Origin of the sequence: Enterobacter sp. PL1 (assembly GCF_945957325.1) — a bacterium.
Taxonomy (GTDB): Bacteria; Pseudomonadota; Gammaproteobacteria; order Enterobacterales; family Enterobacteriaceae; genus Enterobacter; species Enterobacter roggenkampii.
This window is the reverse complement of record NZ_CAMFKT010000019.1, coordinates 21,111-38,904: the sequence shown is the minus strand read 5'-3', so window position 1 is coordinate 38,904 and position 17,794 is coordinate 21,111. Positions and strand designations below refer to the sequence as shown.

Genomic DNA, 17,794 nt, shown 5'->3' with positions numbered 1-17,794 from the left:
GGGCAATGGAATTCGCTTTTTATATCTGTGGCCTTATCGCCATCCTGGCTACGCTGCGAGTGATTACGCACACCAATCCGGTGCATGCGCTGCTGTACTTAATCATTTCGCTGCTGGCTATTTCCGGGGTGTTCTTCGCACTGGGCGCGCACTTCGCCGGTGCGCTGGAAATCATCGTCTACGCCGGGGCCATCATGGTGCTGTTCGTGTTCGTCGTGATGATGCTGAACCTGGGCGGCTCTGAAATCGAGCAGGAACGTCAGTGGTTAAAACCGCAGGTGTGGATCGGCCCGGCAATTTTGTCGGCCATCATGCTGGTGGTGATCGTGTACGCCATTCTGGGCGTTAACGATCAGGGCATCGACGGCACGCCGATCGGCGCTAAAGAGGTTGGTATTACGCTCTTTGGCCCATACGTTCTGGCGGTTGAACTGGCCTCCATGCTGCTGCTGGCAGGTCTGGTTGTGGCCTTCCACGTTGGCCGCGAAGAGCGTGCTGGCGAGGTGCTGAGCAACCGCACTGACGACCGCGCGAAAAGAAAAACGGAGGAGCGCGCATGATCCCCTTAACACATGGACTGATCCTCGCTGCGATTTTATTCGTTCTGGGTCTGACTGGTCTGGTTATCCGCCGCAATCTGCTGTTTATGCTGATCGGGCTGGAAATCATGATTAACGCCTCCGCGCTGGCCTTCGTGGTCGCCGGAAGCTACTGGGGCCAGACCGATGGTCAGGTGATGTACATTCTCGCCATCAGCCTTGCGGCTGCCGAAGCGAGTATTGGCCTGGCGCTGTTGCTGCAGCTCCATCGTCGCCGCCAGAATCTGAACATCGATTCAGTAAGTGAGTTGCGTGGATGAACATGCTTGCCTTAACCATTATTTTTCCGCTGATTGGCTTCGTGCTGCTGGCGTTTTCTCGCGGCCGCTGGTCTGAGAATCTGTCTGCAACCGTCGGCATGGGCTCTGTTGGCCTGGCCGCGCTGGTGACAGCGTATGCGGGTATCGACTTCTTTAACAACGGGCGTCAGCCTTTCAGCATGCCGCTGTGGACCTGGATGTCAGTCGGTGATTTCAACATCGGTTTCAACCTGGTGCTGGATGGTCTCTCCCTGACCATGCTCTCCGTGGTGACCGGCGTGGGCTTCCTGATCCACATGTTCGCCTCCTGGTACATGCGCGGTGAAGAGGGCTACTCCCGCTTCTTCGCCTACACCAACCTGTTTATCGCCAGCATGGTCGTTCTGGTGCTGGCCGATAACCTGCTGCTGATGTATCTGGGCTGGGAAGGCGTAGGTCTGTGTTCTTACCTGCTGATCGGTTTCTACTATACCGATCCGAAGAATGGCGCAGCGGCCATGAAAGCGTTCGTCGTGACCCGCGTGGGTGACGTCTTCCTCGCTTTCGCGCTGTTCATTCTTTACAACGAACTGGGCACGCTGAACTTCCGCGAAATGGTTGAACTGGCGCCAGCGCACTTCGCCGCAGGCAACAACATGCTGTGGTGGGCAACGCTGATGCTGCTGGGTGGTGCCGTGGGTAAATCCGCGCAGCTGCCGTTGCAGACATGGCTGGCCGACGCGATGGCGGGTCCAACCCCTGTCTCCGCGCTGATCCACGCTGCGACCATGGTTACCGCCGGTGTCTACCTGATTGCGCGTACCCATGGCCTGTTCCTGATGACTCCGGAAATTCTGCACCTGGTGGGTATCGTCGGTGCGGTCACGCTGGTGCTGGCAGGCTTTGCCGCGCTGGTGCAGACCGACATCAAGCGCGTACTTGCTTACTCCACCATGAGTCAGATTGGTTACATGTTCCTCGCGCTGGGCGTTCAGGCCTGGGACGCGGCCATTTTCCACCTGATGACGCACGCGTTCTTTAAAGCGCTGCTGTTCCTCTCATCCGGTTCGGTGATTCTGGCCTGCCATCACGAGCAGAACATCTTCAAAATGGGCGGACTGCGTAAGTCCATCCCGCTGGTGTATGTCTGCTTCCTGGTGGGCGGCGCGGCGCTGGCGGCACTGCCGCTGATCACCGCGGGCTTCTTCAGTAAGGACGAAATCCTTGCGGGGGCCATGGCGAATGGTCATATCAATCTGATGGTTGCGGGTCTGGTCGGTGCGTTCATGACCTCCCTGTATACCTTCCGTATGATTTTCATCGTATTCCACGGTAAAGAACAAATTCACGCTCACGCAGGGAAGGGGATTACCCATCACCTGCCGCTGATTGTGCTGCTGGTACTGTCCACCTTCGTTGGCGCGATGATTGTGCCTCCGCTGCAGGGCGTACTGCCAGACACCACCGAGCTTGAGCACGGTCGCGTTCTGACGCTTGAAATCACCTCCGGTGTGGTCGCTATCGCGGGCATCCTGATTGCGGCATGGCTGTGGCTGGGCAAACGTACGCTGGTCACTGCCGTGGCCAACAGTGCGCCGGGCCGCCTGCTGGGCACCTGGTGGTACAACGCGTGGGGCTTCGACTGGCTGTACGACATGATCTTCGTTAAGCCGTTCCTGGGCATCGCGTGGCTGCTGAAGCGCGACCCGCTGAACAGCCTGATGAACATCCCGGCGATCCTTTCCCGCTTTGCAGGCAAAGGCCTGCTGTACAGCGAGAACGGTTACCTGCGCTGGTATGTGGCGTCCATGAGCATCGGTGCGGTTGTCGTGCTGGCGCTGCTGATGGTGTTGCGTTGATCGTTAAGTGAATTTTATTCGAATTCGTTGAAAATCAGGCCCCTGCTGGGGGCCTTAAAAAGGAATGTAAATCGCCATGTTACTACCCTGGCTAATATTAATTCCCTTCATCGGCGGCTTCCTGTGCTGGCAGACTGAACGCTTTGGCGTGAAGATGCCGCGCTGGATCGCGCTGATCACCATGGGATTGACGCTCGCGCTTGGCCTGCAACTGTGGTTGCAGGGCGGTTACTCACTGACCCAGTCTGCGGGCATTCCGCAGTGGCAGTCTGAGTTCATCCTGCCGTGGATCCCGCGTTTCGGCATTACGATCCACCTGGCGATTGACGGCCTATCGCTGCTGATGGTGGTGCTGACCGGCCTGCTCGGCGTTCTGGCGGTACTTTGCTCCTGGCGAGAAATCGAAAAATACCAGGGCTTCTTCCACCTGAACCTGATGTGGATCCTGGGCGGCGTGATCGGCGTGTTCCTTGCCATCGACATGTTCCTGTTCTTCTTCTTCTGGGAGATGATGCTGGTGCCGATGTACTTCCTGATCGCGCTGTGGGGCCACAAGGCGTCCGACGGTAAAACGCGTATCACGGCGGCAACCAAGTTCTTCATCTATACCCAGGCGAGTGGTCTGGTGATGTTGATTGCCATTCTGGCGCTGGTGTTTGTTCACCACAACGCGACCGGCACCTGGACCTTCAACTACGAAGACCTGCTGAAGACCCCAATGTCTCACGGCGTGGAATACCTGCTGATGCTGGGCTTCTTCATCGCCTTCGCGGTGAAAATGCCGGTGGTTCCGCTGCACGGCTGGCTGCCAGACGCGCACTCTCAGGCGCCAACGGCGGGTTCCGTTGACCTGGCGGGCATCTTGCTGAAAACCGCGGCCTACGGTCTGCTGCGCTTTGCACTGCCGCTGTTCCCGAACGCCTCCGCAGAGTTCGCACCGATTGCCATGTGGCTGGGTGTGATCGGTATCTTCTACGGTGCCTGGATGGCCTTCACCCAGTACGACATCAAGCGTCTGATTGCCTACACCTCCGTTTCCCACATGGGCTTCGTGCTGATTGCTATCTACACCGGCAGCCAGCTGGCGTACCAGGGTGCGGTGATCCAGATGATTGCGCACGGTCTGTCCGCAGCCGGTCTCTTTATCCTGTGCGGCCAGCTGTACGAACGTCTGCACACCCGCGACATGCGTATGATGGGCGGTCTGTGGAGCAAAATTAAGTGGCTGCCAGCGCTCTCCATGTTCTTCGCGGTGGCGACTCTGGGGATGCCGGGCACCGGTAACTTCGTCGGCGAATTTATGATTCTGTTCGGCAGCTTCAAAGTGGTACCGGTGATTACCGTGATCTCCACCTTTGGTCTGGTGTTCGCTTCCGTCTACTCGCTGGCGATGCTGCACCGCGCTTACTTCGGTAAAGCGAAGAGCGAAATTGCTGCACAAGAACTGCCGGGGATGTCGCTGCGTGAGCTGTTCATCATCCTGCTGCTGGTCGTACTGCTGGTGCTGCTGGGCTTCTTCCCGCAGCCGATTCTGGATACCTCGCACAGCGCGATGGGCAATATCCAGCAGTGGTTTGTTAATTCTGTTTCTACTACAAGGCCGTAATTCGCCATGACAATAACTCCACAACAACTGATCGCGCTGCTACCGCTGCTGATCGTCGGATTGACGGTGGTGGTTGTGATGCTCTCCATTGCGTGGCGACGCAATCACTTCCTGAATGCCACGCTGTCGGTTATCGGCCTGAACGCCGCGTTAGTCTCACTCTGGTTTGTTGGCCAGGGTGGGGCGATGGACGTCACCCCGCTGATGCGCGTTGACGGTTACGCCATGCTGTATACCGGTCTGGTGCTGCTGGCGAGCCTGGCAACCTGTACCTTTGCGTACCCGTGGCTCGAAGGCTACAACGACAACAAAGAAGAGTTTTACCTGCTGGTTCTGATTGCCGCGCTGGGCGGCATTCTGCTGGCGAATGCGAACCACCTGGCCGCGCTGTTCCTCGGCATTGAGCTGATCTCTCTGCCGCTGTTCGGTCTGATTGGTTACGCCTTCCGCCAGAAGCGCTCGCTGGAAGCAAGCATCAAGTACACCATCCTGTCTGCGGCGGCGTCCTCGTTCCTGCTGTTTGGTATTGCGCTGGTGTACGCACAGTCCGGTAACCTCTCCTTTATGGCGCTCGGCAAGAGCCTCGGTGACGGCATGCTGCATGAGCCGCTGCTGCTGGCGGGTCTGGGCATGATGATTGTTGGCCTTGGCTTCAAACTCTCTCTGGTCCCGTTCCACCTGTGGACGCCAGACGTCTACCAGGGGGCACCGGCTCCGGTGTCGACCTTCCTGGCGACGGCGAGCAAAATCGCCATCTTCGGGGTGGTGATGCGTCTGTTCCTGTACGCGCCGGTGGGCGACAGCGAAGCGGTTCGCGTGGTGCTGGGCATCATCGCGTTCGTCTCCATCATCTTCGGTAACCTGATGGCGCTGAGCCAGACCAACATCAAACGTCTGCTGGGCTACTCGTCTATCTCTCATCTGGGCTACCTGATGGTGGCGCTGATTGCGCTGCAGAGCGGTGAGATGTCGATGGAAGCCGTGGGCGTGTATCTGGCCGGCTACCTGTTCAGCAGCCTCGGCGCCTTCGGCGTGGTGAGCCTGATGTCCAGCCCGTACCGTGGTCCGGATGCCGATTCACTGTTCTCTTACCGTGGTCTGTTCTGGCACCGTCCGATCCTGTCCGCCGTAATGACCGTGATGATGCTCTCTCTGGCCGGTATTCCGATGACGCTTGGCTTTATCGGTAAGTTCTACGTGCTGGCCGTCGGTGTGCAGGCGCACCTGTGGTGGCTGACCGCGGGCGTGGTGATCGGCTCCGCGATTGGTCTCTACTACTACCTGCGCGTGGCCGTGAGCCTGTACCTGAGCGCGCCTCAGCAGCTCAATCGTGATGCTCCAGGCAACTGGCAGTACAGCGCTGGTGGTATCGTGGTACTCATCTCCGCGCTGCTGGTGCTGATCTTCGGTATCTATCCGCAACCGCTGATTGATATCGTGCAGCGCGCGATGCCATTAATGTAAAAACAAAAACCCGCCTCGGCGGGTTTTTTATTGCCCAGCGTCGCTACGCTTGCAGGGCCTACGGGTTTTGTAGGTCGGGTAAGCGTAGCGCCACCCGACTAAGCCAGCTGTTTACGGCTAATCAACGGCCCGTCAATCTTCTTCATCGAGCGGTCCAGCACCTCCTCAATCACCGACGACAGCTCGTTCAGCTCAAACTTCGCGACGTAGCCATCCGCCTTCACCTTGCGAATATGGTCTTCGTTGGCGTTGCCGGAAAGGGAAGAGTGGATCACCACCGGAATATCTTTCAGTACCGGGTCGGTTTTGATTTTGCGCGTCAGCGTAAAACCGTCCATCTCCGGCATTTCGAGGTCGGTCAGCACCAGCGCGATCTTATCGGTGATCGGCACGCCCTCAGCCTGTGCCTGTGCGGCCAGCACGCCAATTTTTTCCCACGCGTCTTTGCCGGTGATGTGCAACTGCGCTGGGATCTCCATCGCCTGCAGACCTTTCTCCAGCATCGAACGCGCCACTTTGGAATCTTCCGCCACAATCGCGACCGCGCCCGGCTTGATATTGAACTTGGTGGTTTTCAGATTGGTGGCGTGCAGATCGTGGTTGGCCGGGGTGATGTCATACAGGATCTGCTCAACGTCCAGCACCATCGCCAGATCGTTGGTATCGCTCTTCTCGTCAAGACACGCAATGCTGGTGATGTAGCGACCGCTGACGGCGGTTTCTGCCGCGTGCACCTGCTTCCAGTCCAGACGCATGATGTTCTCAACCGACTCCACGGCAAACGCCTGCACGCTGCGCGCATATTCAGTGATCAGCAGGATATTCAGCCCGGTGGTAGGCTTACAGCCCGCCACGGCGGCCAGATCGATCACCGGGATCACCTGATCGCGGATATTCACCATTCCCATCAGCGGTGATTTCATCCCGGCGGGTTTCGTGAACTCCGGCATCGGCACAATTTCACGCAGCTTAAAGACGTTAATGCCAAACAGCTCAGATTTATTTTCGTTAAGAGAGGTGCCAAGACGGAACAGCAACAGTTCAAAACGGTTCGACAGGGTCAGATTCGCCCTGTCATCAATATCTTTCTGGAAATTATCCATTCTACCCTCGAGAGAAATGCTGACCTTTTAATCGTTATCGGCATCCTGAGGGAAAAATGAAGGACTAAACGCTGACCTGAGCGAAATCTTCGGCCAGCTCACATTCCGGGAACAGCGCGCGGCACTCTTCCAGCAGCTTTTCACAGCCCCGCGCGTCGTAGCGCGAGCTGACGTGGGTGATGATGAGCCTCCCGACGCCCGCGTCACGGGCTAGCTGCGCCGCCTGACGCGTGGAGCTATGACCCCGGCCGTTGGCTTTCTCTTCCATCGCCGTTTCAAGCGTCGCTTCATGTACCATCACGTCCACGCCCTGGGCCAGCGTGAGCGCCGCCCGGCACGGGGCCGTGTCGCCAAAAATTGCCAGCTTCTTGCCGGGCTGCGGTGCGGCGAGATAATCCTGCCCATTGATGACGCGCCCGTCCTCCAGCGTGACGGTCTCGCCGTGCTTCAGGCGCTGGAACAGCGGCCCGGGTTTTACGCCATCGGCCATTAGCGCGGCGGCATCCAGCGCGCCGGGTTTGTCATGCGCGTCAATACGGTATCCATAGCACTCGACAGGGTGATTGAGCGGCTGAACGCTCACCTTATAATCGCCGTCATCGAAAACCAGGCCTTCGCTAATCTCAACGACCTCCAGCGGATAATCCGTCCAAGACCCGCTCAGGCGCAGCGTGGTTTCAACAAATTCACGAATACCCGCAGGCCCGTAAATCGTCAGCGGGTTGGCGTTACCGGCCATCGAGCGGCTGCACAGCAGGCCGGGAAGGCCAAACAGATGGTCGCCATGCAGATGGGTGATAAAAATTTTATCCAGCTTGCCGGGGTGATAAGCGGTGTGTAGGAGCTGATGCTGCGTCCCTTCACCGCAGTCAAACAGCCACAGCCCGCCGCGGGTGGGGTGTTTAAGATCCAGCAGTATCGCCGTCACATTCCGTGAGCGGGTTGGCACGCCCGCGGACGTACCCAGAAAAATCAGTTCCATAACGCAATCAGCCCTTTGCTGAACGGGGAGGGGTTTAGTATAACGTGATGAACCCCAGGAAGGAGACTGACATGATCCAGTGGCAAGATTTACACCATAGTGACCTCACCGTTCATTCACTTTACGCCCTGCTGAAACTGCGCTGCGAAGTGTTCGTGGTTGAACAGACCTGCCCGTATCAGGACATCGACGGCGACGATCTCGTCGGTGAGAACCGCCATATTCTTGGCTGGCGGGATAACGAGCTGGTGGCGTATGCGAGGATTCTGAAAAGCGAGGACGCATTCGAGCCTGTCGTGATTGGTCGGGTCATCATCAGCGGCAAAGCGCGCGGTGAAAAACTGGGCTATCAGCTGATGGAGAAAACGCTGGAGGCATGCCAGAAACAGTGGCCGAACAAGGCGTTATACCTGGGCGCACAGGCGCACCTGCAGTCCTTCTACGGCCACTTTGGTTTCGTGCCGGTCACCGAAGTATACGACGAAGACGGCATTCCCCACGTCGGCATGGCGCGGGAAGCGAAGCAGGCGTAATGGCGAGTCGTTGGCTATAGTTAGCGAACTGGTGTACTAACATGGAGAAAAATATGTCATTTCAATCCTGGGATACCCGTATCGACGACGACCTGGCCTTACTGAGCGAAACGCTGGAAGAGGTGTTACGTTCCTCGGGCGACCCTGCCGATCAGAAATATATTGAGCTAAAAGCCCGTGCCGAACAGGCGCTTCATGAAGTGAAAAACCGCGTCAGCCATGCGTCTGATACCTACTACTACCGCGCCAAAAAAGCGGTGTATCGTGCCGATGATTACGTGCATGAAAAACCGTGGCAGGGTATTGGCGTGGGGGCTGCCGTAGGCCTGGTACTGGGGCTGCTGTTGGCCCGTCGTTAAGCCGCTTAACCACTCCCTATACGTGGGTACTGCTATTTATTGCCAGTACCCCGTATAATACGAGGTTTTAACAGGGAGAGGTTCGCGTGAATTCGATTTTCCTCGCGCTGGAGCAATTGCGTACCCAGCTTTCGCAAGCGTTACCCGCAACGCCCGGCATACGTCATTTCGACGTCTCTTTCCCGTTAAACGATGCCTTCGACCCTCTCGCCTGGCTTGGGGCGCAGCAGTGCTATCCGCAGTTTTACTGGCAGCAGCGTAACGGCGATGAAGAGCTGGCCGCGCTGGGGGCGGTTATCACCTTTTCCTCTCTGGCGTTAGCCACGCAGTTTTTGCGCGAGCAAAACGCGGCAGGTGATACCCGCATCTGCGGCCTGAACGCCTTTAATCCGGAGCAGGGCAGCCTCTTTTTACCGCGACTGCTCTGGCGACGTACCGCCGGCACCGCTACGCTGCGTCTGCAGCTGTGGAGCGATTATTCACTTCAGGAAGATGCCCATGCCGCGCGGGATTTTTTACAGCAGCTCCAGCCAGCCAGGCCTATCCGTCCGCTGGCCGTTCAGGTTGAGCACGAAAACCATCAGCCTCAACGGGCCGAATGGCTGAAACTTGTCCGCAGGGCGACCGAAACCATCGCGCGCGGTGATTTTGAAAAGGTTGTCCTTGCGAGGGCCACCGATCTTCAGTTTACACAGCGCATTAACCCCGTCGCGCTGATGGCGGCCAGCCGCGCCCTCAATTTACATTGCTATCACTTCTGCATGGTATTCGACGCCAGCAACGCGTTTCTCGGCTCGACGCCCGAGCGTCTCTGGCGGCGACGCGGCACGCTGCTGCGCACCGAAGCGCTGGCGGGCACCGTCGCCAGCCATACTGATGATAAAAAGGCGCAGCGTCTGGGCGAGTGGCTGCTGAACGACGATAAAAACCAGCGCGAGAATATGCTGGTCGTGGAAGATATCTGCCAGCGTCTTCAGCACTCTACGCAGACGCTTGAGGTACTGCCTGCCCAGGTGGTACGCCTGCGTAAGGTGCAGCATTTGCGCCGCTGTATCTGGACCGAGCTCAAGCAGGCTGACGACGAGCAGTGTCTGCATATGCTACAGCCGACGGCGGCCGTTGCCGGTTTGCCGCGACAGCCTGCGCGCGAGTTTATTCAGAAGGTTGAGCCCTTTAACCGCGAGTGGTACGCCGGTTCGGCCGGGTATTTATCGCCTGACCAGAGTGAGTTCTGCGTGGCGTTGCGCTCCGCCCGCGTCCAGGATGACTCCCTGCGGCTCTATGCCGGCGCCGGTATTGTCAGCGGATCTGACCCGGAGCAGGAGTGGCAGGAGATTGAAAACAAAGCGGCCGGATTGCGCTCTCTGCTCCTAAGGGATTAATACTGAATCGCGCAATCCCGATTCACATCAAAATTCCAATTTTTTCTATTATTTATACTGTGTCGCATTCTTGATACCGGACAATCTCATGTCAGTAAGTTCTTTTAACCGACGCTGGGCGGCGGTGATCCTTGAAGCCCTGACGCGCCATGGCGTCAGGCACGTGTGTATTGCACCGGGTTCTCGCTCAACGCCGCTGACGCTGGCGGCCGCCGAAAACCGGGCGTTGATTCACCACACCCACTTTGATGAGCGCGGCCTCGGTCATCTCGCGCTGGGTCTGGCGAAAGCCAGCAAAGAACCCGTGGCGGTGATCGTCACTTCCGGTACTGCCGTGGCGAACCTCTATCCGGCTCTGATTGAAGCCGGGTTAACCGGTGAAAAGCTGATTCTGCTGACGGCCGATCGTCCCCCTGAGCTTATCGACTGCGGCGCCAATCAGGCCATCCGTCAGCCGGGGCTCTTTTCTTCGCATCCTTCGCAGACGATTTCGCTGCCGCGTCCCACCCAGGATATTCCGGCGAGCTGGCTGGTCTCCACCGTCGATCACGCCATGGAGACGCTGCGCGGCGGGGCGCTGCATATCAACTGCCCGTTTGCCGAGCCGCTGTACGGCGAGCTGGACGACACGGGTCTTGACTGGCAGCAGACCCTCGGTGACTGGTGGCAGAGTGAAAAACCGTGGCTGCGCGAGCAGACGCACCTTGAGAGCGCGAAGCAGCGCGACTGGTTCTTCTGGCGGCAGAAGCGCGGCGTGGTTATCGCCGGGCGCATGAGCGCTGCAGAAGGCAAGCTGGTCGCCGAATGGGCGCAAACCCTGGGCTGGCCGCTGATCGGCGACGTGCTTTCCCAGACCGGGCAGCCGCTGCCGTGCGCGGATCTCTGGCTGGGTAATGCCAAAGCGGTCACCGAGTTGTCGCAGGCGCAAATTGTGGTCCAGCTTGGATCGAGTTTAACCGGCAAGCGGTTACTGCAGTGGCAGGCCACCTGCACGCCGGACGAATACTGGCTGGTGGACGCGCTGGAAGGGCGTCTTGATCCGGCGCACCACCGCGGTCGTCGTCTGGTCAGCCGTATCGACGCCTGGCTGGCGCTCCATCCGGCTGAAAAACGCAAACCCTGGGCGGTTACCCTCCCGGACCTGTCACGCCAGGCGTGGGAGCTGACCAAAGCGCACTGTGAAGCATTCAGCGAGGCCGGGCTGGCGCACCGTATTCGCCAGTACCTGCCCGAGCAGGGGCAGTTGTTTGTCGGCAACAGCCTGGTCGTGCGGCTGATTGACGCCTTTTCGCAGCTGCCCGCGGGCTACCCGGTGTACAGCAACCGTGGTGCCAGCGGCATCGACGGGCTGATCTCTACGGCGGCGGGCGTGCAGCGCGCCAGCGCGAAATCGACGCTGGCCATCGTGGGGGATCTCTCTGCGCTTTACGATCTCAACGCGCTGGCGCTGCTGCGTCAGGCGTCAGCTCCGTTTGTGCTGATTGTGGTCAACAACAACGGCGGACAGATTTTCTCCCTCCTGCCCACGCCGCAGAGCGAGCGCGAGCGCTTCTATCTGATGCCGCAGAACGTGCAGTTCGAACACGCCGCGGCGATGTTCAGCCTGAAATACCATCGCCCGGAAAGCTGGGAACAGCTGGATGCGGCGCTAAGCTCCGCCTGGAAGCAGCCCGGCGCGACGCTGATTGAGCTGGTAGTTAACGAGGCTGACGGTGCGCAGGCCCTGCAAAGCCTGCTGGCGCAGGTGAGCCAGCTGTGATCCTCTCGGGCGTGCAGCAGGCTGGAAAACCAGGCTATCCCTGGCTGGTCTTTTTGCACGGTTTTTCCGGCGATTGCCGCGAGTGGCAGGGTGTTGGTGAGCGGCTTTGCGATTACCCCAGGCTGTATCTGGATCTGCCGGGACACGGCGGATCCCGGAATCTGGGCGTGACGGGCTTCGACGAGATGAGCGCGTTGCTTACCCGAACTCTGATTAGTTACAACATACTGAAATTCTGGCTCGTCGGGTACTCCCTCGGCGGCCGCATTGCGATGTTCCATGCCTGCCAGCAGCCGAAGGGGCTGCTGGGCGTGACGGTAGAAGGCGGCCATCCGGGCCTGCAGGATGCCGATGCGCGACAGGCGCGGCTGGCATCCGACCATCGCTGGGCGACGCGTTTTCGCAGCGAACCGCTGGAAAAGGTGTTCGCTGACTGGTACCAACAGCCCGTGTTTGCCTCCCTGACGGACGCCCAGCGCGACGCGCTGATTACCCTGCGCAGCCAGAACAACGGCGCGGCGCTGGCGATGATGCTCGAGGCGACGTCGCTGGCCGTGCAGCCCGACCTGCGTACCGCGTTAAGCGCACGTGATTTCACTTTTGATTATCTCTATGGCGAACGTGATGAGAAGTTTGCGGCCCTTGCTGCGGAGCTGAACGCCGTCTGCCATGCAATTCCCAACGCCGGACACAACGCCCACCGGGAAAACCCCGACGCGGTTGCCGCGAGTCTGGCTCAGATACTGCGTCTTCGAATAAAGGACACTCTATGATCTATCCTGATGAACACATGCTTTACGCCCCGGTTGAATGGCAGGACTGCTCCGAAGGCTACACCGACATTCGTTACCACAAATCCACCGACGGTATTGCCAAAATCACCATCAACCGCCCGCAGGTGCGTAACGCCTTCCGTCCGCTGACCGTGAAAGAGATGATTCAGGCCCTGGCGGATGCGCGCTATGACGACAACATCGGCGTGATTGTCCTGACCGGCGAAGGCGAGAAAGCGTTCTGCTCCGGTGGCGATCAGAAAGTGCGCGGCGACTACGGCGGATACCAGGACGATGCGGGTACGCACCACCTGAACGTCCTCGATTTCCAGCGTCAGATCCGCACCTGTCCAAAACCGGTGGTGGCGATGGTGGCGGGCTACTCCATCGGTGGCGGCCACGTGCTGCACATGATGTGCGACCTGACCATTGCCGCTGAAAACGCCATCTTCGGCCAGACCGGCCCGAAAGTGGGATCTTTCGACGGCGGCTGGGGTGCCTCCTACATGGCGCGCATCGTCGGGCAGAAAAAAGCCCGTGAAATCTGGTTCCTGTGCCGTCAGTACAACGCGCAGGAAGCGCTGGATATGGGCCTGGTGAATACCGTGGTGCCGCTTGCCGATCTCGAAAAAGAGACCGTGCGCTGGTGTCGCGAAATGCTGCAAAACAGCCCGATGGCGCTGCGCTGCCTGAAAGCGGCACTCAACGCCGACTGCGACGGTCAGGCGGGTCTGCAGGAGCTGGCGGGCAACGCCACCATGCTGTTCTACATGACCGAAGAGGGTCAGGAAGGGCGCAACGCGTTTAACGAAAAACGCCAGCCAGACTTCAGCAAATACAAACGGAATCCGTAATGCGTCGCGCGCAGGTTTACCGCTGGCAGATACCGATGGACGCGGGCGTGGTGCTGCGTGAACGGCGGTTAAAAACCCGTGACGGCTTCTTCGTGCATCTGCAGCAGGGCGAGCGGGAAGGCTGGGGCGAGATTTCGCCTCTGCCTGGCTTTAGCCTCGAGTCGCTGGAGGATGCGCAGGCTGCATTGCTGGCGTGGGCAGACGCGTGGCGTGAGGGCGAGAACCCGGCGTTACCGGATGTCCCTTCCGCGGCCTTTGGTATCAGCTGCGCGCTGACGGAGCTGGACGGCAGCCTGCCTGAAGAGGCTAACTACCGCGCGGCACCGCTCTGTACAGGGGATCCGGACGAGCTCTTCGCGCTGCTCTCTGCCATGCCGGGCGAGAAGGTCGCGAAAATCAAAGTCGGGCTTTATGAAGCGGTGCGTGACGGCATGGTCGCCAACCTGCTGCTGGAGGCGATCCCCGATCTGCATCTGCGTCTGGACGCCAACCGCGCCTGGACGCCGCTTAAGGCGCAGCAGTTTGCAAAGTACGTCAATCCGGCGTACCGCAGCCGCATTGCCTTCCTCGAAGAGCCGTGCAAAACCCGCGAGGATTCGCGCGCGTTTGCCCGTGAAACGGGGATTGCCATCGCCTGGGATGAAAGCCTGCGCGAGGCCGATTTTGAATTCGCTGCCGAGCCCGGCGTCAGCGCGGTGGTGATTAAACCGACGCTGACCGGCAGCCTGGCGAAAGTGCGCGAGCAGGTCGCGGCGGCGCACGCCTTAGGGCTGACGGCGGTCATCAGCTCGTCGATTGAGTCCAGCCTTGGGCTAACCCAGCTGGCGCGCATTGCCGCCTGGTTAACGCCTGACACGGTCCCCGGCCTCGACACGCTGAACCTGATGCAGGCTCAGCTTCTTCGCCCGTGGCCGGACAGCGCGCTGCCGTGCCTCGACGTCGCGGCGCTGGAGCCGTTGCGATGAGTTTTACCGACTGGCCGTGGCGGCACTGGTGTGCGCAATTTACCGATACACCGGCCCTGAGGCTGAACGACGAGGTGCTCAGCTGGCAACAGCTGTGCGCGCGCATCGACAGCCTTGCGGCGGGCTTTCACCGTCAGGGCGTGGAGGAGGGCGACGGCGTGCTGCTGCTGGCCCATAACCACCCGCACACCCTGCTGGCGTGGCTGGCGCTGCTCCAGTGCGGGGCGCGTATTCTTCCCGTTAATCCGCAGCTGCCGCGCCCGCTGCTGGACGTGCTGCTCCCGCAGATGACGCTGCGCTTTGCGCTGGTGCTGGACGGCAGCTACGACGGCCTTCCTGCCCTGAGCATGCGCGAGACCGCCGATGCGTATTGCGCTGCGTGGCAACCGGCGCGGCTGGCCTCCATGACGCTGACCTCAGGCTCCACCGGTCTGCCGAAAGCAGCGGTCCATACCTGCGAGGCCCATCTCGCCAGCGCGCGCGGCGTTTTGTCGCTGATGCCCTACGGTGAAGACGACGACTGGCTGCTTTCGCTACCGCTGTTCCACGTTTCGGGCCAGGGGATTTTATGGCGCTGGCTGCAGGCAGGCGCGCGGTTAACCGTGCGCGAGAAACGGCCTCTGGAGCAGGCGCTGTGCGGCTGCACCCACGCCTCGCTGGTGCCAACCCAGCTCTGGCGTCTGCTTAATGCCCACCAGCCTGTCCCACTGAAAGCGGTGCTGCTGGGCGGGGCAGCCATTCCTGTTGAATTGACCGAACAGGCGCGAGAGCAGGATATTCGCACCTTCTGCGGCTACGGTCTGACCGAGTTTGCCTCAACCGTCTGTGCGAAAGAGGCCGACGGCGAGCCGGACGTCGGCCGTGCGCTGCCGGGCAGAGAGGTGCAGGTCGTTAACGGTGAAGTCTGGATCAGGGCGCAAAGCATGGCCTCAGGCTACTGGCGCGATGGCGAACTGATTCCGCTGACCAACGCGCAGGGATGGTTTGCCACACGCGATCGCGGCGAATGGCATGACGGCCGTCTGACGATCCTCGGCCGCATGGATAACCTCTTCTTTAGCGGCGGAGAAGGGATCCAGCCGGAATCGCTCGAGCGCGTTATCGCCACGCACCCGCAGGTTAACCAGGTGTTCATCGTCCCGCTGGACGACGCTGAATTCGGGCAACGCCCGGTGGCGGTCGTGGAGTGCGAGCCGGGAACGGATATCACCTGTTTACCCGACTGGGTCAGGGACAAGGTGGCGCGTTTTGAGCAACCCGTCCGCTGGCTGCTGCTGCCGACCGAACTAAAAAATGGCGGCATTAAAGTCTCGCGCCGCGCGCTGCAGGAGTGGGTTAACGCAACGCTGAAGGGATAATAGCCGTTTCAAATAGTTACAATCTACTGGCCTGCCGCACGCAGAGTGCTTGATCCCCGGAAGACCCAGGTTAAAATCTCGCGGTTTTGGGACTTCTCTATAAAAATTGTGCGGGATCACGACAATGAAAAAAGTGGCATTACTGGGCTTCGGCCTGATGGTTGTATCTGCGGCGGCGAACGCCATTAGCATTAACGGCTCGGCGGGTCAGGATTATACCCACCTGGGCTTCGGCATGGGTACCGAGACATCCGGTCTGGCGATGACCGGCGGCTGGACGCATAACGATGACGACGGCGACGCGGCAAGCCTCGGCCTGGGCCTCAACATTCCTCTGGGCCCGTTCCTGGCGACCGTCGGCGGTAAAGGTATCTATACCAACCCAAATGACGGTGACGAAGGATATGCGGCGGCAGTGGGCGGCGGCCTGCAGTGGAAAATTGGCGACAGCTTCGGCCTGTTTGGCGAGTACTACTACTCTCCGGACTCCCTCTCAAGCGGTATCGACAGCTATGAGGAAGCCAACGCCGGCGCGCGCTGGACCATCATGCGTCCAATCACCATCGAAGCAGGCTATCGCTATCTGAACCTGGCCGGCAAAGACGGTAACCGCGACAACGCGCTGGCCGACGGTCCGTACGTGGGCGTTAGCGCAGGCTTCTAATCTCTCCGGCGCGGCATGCTGTCGCGCCAGTTTCTCCTCTTCTCCACCCCGCGTTTGCGCTATAGTGTTTTGACCAAATAAGCGGGAGAACACAATGATTAACGTGGAGATGTTATCCACCGGCGACGAAGTGCTGCATGGACAAATTATTGATACCAATGCTGCCTGGCTGGCCGATCTTTTCTTTGAGCAAGGATTACCGTTAACGCGCCGCAATACGGTGGGCGACAATCTTGAGTCACTGGTCGCTGTTCTGCGCGAGCGCAGTGAACAGTGCGACGTGCTGATTGTGAACGGCGGGCTCGGCCCCACCAGTGACGATCTCAGTGCCCTGGCCGCCGCGACCGCAAAAGGCGAAGGGCTGGTGCTGCATGAGGCGTGGCTCTCGCAGATGGCGCGTTTTTTCTCCGAACGTGGCCGCGTCATGGCCCCCAGCAACCGCAAACAGGCTGAAATTCCCGCCAGTGCTGAACTGGTCGATAACCCGGTCGGTACCGCGTGCGGGTTTGCCATGCAGCTGAACCGCTGCCTGATGTTCTTCACGCCGGGCGTGCCCTCAGAATTTAAAGTGATGGTCGAGCAGCAGATCCTGCCGCGCCTTCGCCAGCGTTTTACCCTGCCGGAACCCCCGCTGTGCCTGCGTCTGACCACTTTTGGCCGTTCGGAAAGCGATCTGGCTCAGAGCCTCGATCACCTCTCACTCCCGCCGGGCGTGTCTATGGGCTATCGCTCCTCCATGCCGATCATTGAGCTTAAGCTGACCGGACCGGCCACCCAGAAAGAGGCGATGCTGGCGCTGTGGCCTGAGGTGCAGCGCGTAGCGGGTGAAAGCCTGATCTTTGAAGGCACGGAAGGGCTACCGGCGCAGATTGCGAAGCATCTGCAGTCGCGTCAGCTGAGCGTGACCTTAAGCGAGCAGTTCACCGGTGGCCTGCTGGCGCTGCAGCTGTCGCGCGTCAACGCGCCGCTGCTGGCCAGCGAAGTGGTGCCGTTCCAGCAGGAGACTCTCGCGCAAACCGCCCGCTGGACGTCCGAGAGAAGGGTGAAGCATTTTGCCGGTCTGGCGCTGTTTGTCGGCGGGCTGGATGAGGAATACCTCAACTTCGCGCTGGCGACGCCTGAGGGCACCCACGCCCTGCGGGTAAAAATGAGCATTACCCGCCACAGCCTGGCGGTGCGTCAGGAGGTGTGCGCCATGATGGCGCTGAACATGCTGCGCCGCTGGCTGAATGGCAAAGAGGTGGCCAGCGAGCACGGCTGGATTAACGTGGTTGAGTCGCTGTTCGTGGAGTAAC

Annotated in this window: 17 protein-coding genes; 15 read left to right on the top strand and 2 right to left on the bottom strand. The window is 59.7% G+C overall.

Features of this window, described 5'->3' with window-relative positions; all coding sequences use genetic code 11:
• The first annotated feature begins 5 nt into the window (after window positions 1–5).
• The 5 genes from nuoJ (at window position 6) to nuoN (ending at window position 5,767) form a co-directional block, all read left to right on the top strand.
• Window positions 6–560, top strand: coding sequence for an NADH-quinone oxidoreductase subunit J (gene nuoJ, locus N6P30_RS16935; protein WP_008500212.1), 555 nt, complete (start codon window positions 6–8; stop codon window positions 558–560).
• Window positions 557–859 (top strand): NADH-quinone oxidoreductase subunit NuoK, encoded by a 303-nt coding sequence (gene nuoK, locus N6P30_RS16930; protein WP_003861496.1) that lies wholly within the window; start codon window positions 557–559, stop codon window positions 857–859. The genes nuoJ and nuoK overlap by 4 nt, the downstream gene beginning before the upstream one ends.
• Window positions 856–2,697 (top strand): NADH-quinone oxidoreductase subunit L, encoded by a 1,842-nt coding sequence (gene nuoL, locus N6P30_RS16925; protein ID WP_023294118.1) that lies wholly within the window; start codon window positions 856–858, stop codon window positions 2,695–2,697. The genes nuoK and nuoL overlap by 4 nt, the downstream gene beginning before the upstream one ends.
• 76 nt (window positions 2,698–2,773) lie before the next feature.
• A complete protein-coding gene (nuoM, locus tag N6P30_RS16920; RefSeq protein ID WP_008500214.1) occupies window positions 2,774–4,303 on the top strand; it encodes an NADH-quinone oxidoreductase subunit M in 1,530 nt (509 codons plus the stop codon).
• Window positions 4,304–4,309: 6 nt separating this feature from the next.
• Window positions 4,310–5,767, top strand: coding sequence for an NADH-quinone oxidoreductase subunit NuoN (gene nuoN / locus N6P30_RS16915; RefSeq protein WP_008500215.1), 1,458 nt, complete (start codon window positions 4,310–4,312; stop codon window positions 5,765–5,767).
• A gap of 98 nt (window positions 5,768–5,865) precedes the next feature.
• Here the strand turns inward: nuoN and N6P30_RS16910 are convergent, their stop codons facing one another.
• On the bottom strand, window positions 5,866–6,870 hold the full coding sequence (locus tag N6P30_RS16910) for a chemotaxis protein (RefSeq protein WP_021241553.1): 1,005 nt from the start codon (window positions 6,868–6,870) through the stop codon (window positions 5,866–5,868).
• A gap of 64 nt (window positions 6,871–6,934) precedes the next feature.
• Window positions 6,935–7,852, bottom strand: a complete 918-nt coding sequence (gene rbn / locus N6P30_RS16905) for a ribonuclease BN (protein ID WP_023294117.1) — start codon at window positions 7,850–7,852, stop codon at window positions 6,935–6,937.
• 71 nt (window positions 7,853–7,923) lie between these two features.
• Between rbn and N6P30_RS16900 the strand changes: the two genes are divergently transcribed.
• The 10 genes from N6P30_RS16900 to N6P30_RS16855 all read left to right on the top strand — a co-directional run bounded on the left by N6P30_RS16900 (window position 7,924) and on the right by N6P30_RS16855 (window position 17,793).
• Window positions 7,924–8,385, top strand: coding sequence for a GNAT family N-acetyltransferase (locus tag N6P30_RS16900; protein WP_023294116.1), 462 nt, complete (start codon window positions 7,924–7,926; stop codon window positions 8,383–8,385).
• A 53-nt stretch (window positions 8,386–8,438) separates the two neighbouring features.
• Window positions 8,439–8,744: a stress response protein ElaB gene (gene elaB / locus N6P30_RS16895; protein WP_008500219.1), complete on the top strand. Its 306-nt coding sequence runs from the start codon at window positions 8,439–8,441 to the stop codon at window positions 8,742–8,744.
• A gap of 86 nt (window positions 8,745–8,830) precedes the next feature.
• Window positions 8,831–10,126 (top strand): isochorismate synthase MenF, encoded by a 1,296-nt coding sequence (menF, locus tag N6P30_RS16890; RefSeq protein WP_023294115.1) that lies wholly within the window; start codon window positions 8,831–8,833, stop codon window positions 10,124–10,126.
• A gap of 88 nt (window positions 10,127–10,214) precedes the next feature.
• Window positions 10,215–11,885: a 2-succinyl-5-enolpyruvyl-6-hydroxy-3-cyclohexene-1-carboxylic-acid synthase gene (gene menD, locus N6P30_RS16885; RefSeq protein WP_058673301.1), complete on the top strand. Its 1,671-nt coding sequence runs from the start codon at window positions 10,215–10,217 to the stop codon at window positions 11,883–11,885.
• Complete coding sequence (menH, locus tag N6P30_RS16880) at window positions 11,882–12,658, top strand: 2-succinyl-6-hydroxy-2,4-cyclohexadiene-1-carboxylate synthase (RefSeq protein ID WP_023294113.1); 777 nt, start codon at window positions 11,882–11,884, stop codon at window positions 12,656–12,658. The genes menD and menH overlap by 4 nt, the downstream gene beginning before the upstream one ends.
• On the top strand, window positions 12,655–13,512 hold the full coding sequence (gene menB, locus N6P30_RS16875) for a 1,4-dihydroxy-2-naphthoyl-CoA synthase (RefSeq protein ID WP_008500223.1): 858 nt from the start codon (window positions 12,655–12,657) through the stop codon (window positions 13,510–13,512). The genes menH and menB overlap by 4 nt, the downstream gene beginning before the upstream one ends.
• A complete protein-coding gene (gene menC / locus N6P30_RS16870; protein ID WP_023294112.1) occupies window positions 13,512–14,477 on the top strand; it encodes an o-succinylbenzoate synthase in 966 nt (321 codons plus the stop codon). Before menB ends, menC begins: the two co-directional genes overlap by 1 nt.
• Window positions 14,474–15,835 carry an o-succinylbenzoate--CoA ligase gene (gene menE, locus N6P30_RS16865; protein ID WP_023294111.1) on the top strand — a complete coding sequence of 454 codons (1,362 nt, stop codon included), beginning with the start codon at window positions 14,474–14,476 and terminating at the stop codon, window positions 15,833–15,835. The genes menC and menE overlap by 4 nt, the downstream gene beginning before the upstream one ends.
• 124 nt (window positions 15,836–15,959) lie before the next feature.
• Window positions 15,960–16,499 carry a YfaZ family outer membrane protein gene (locus N6P30_RS16860; RefSeq protein WP_023294110.1) on the top strand — a complete coding sequence of 180 codons (540 nt, stop codon included), beginning with the start codon at window positions 15,960–15,962 and terminating at the stop codon, window positions 16,497–16,499.
• A gap of 94 nt (window positions 16,500–16,593) precedes the next feature.
• A complete protein-coding gene (locus N6P30_RS16855) occupies window positions 16,594–17,793 on the top strand; it encodes a nicotinamide mononucleotide deamidase-related protein YfaY (RefSeq protein ID WP_023294109.1) in 1,200 nt (399 codons plus the stop codon).
• Window position 17,794: the final 1 nt, after the last annotated feature.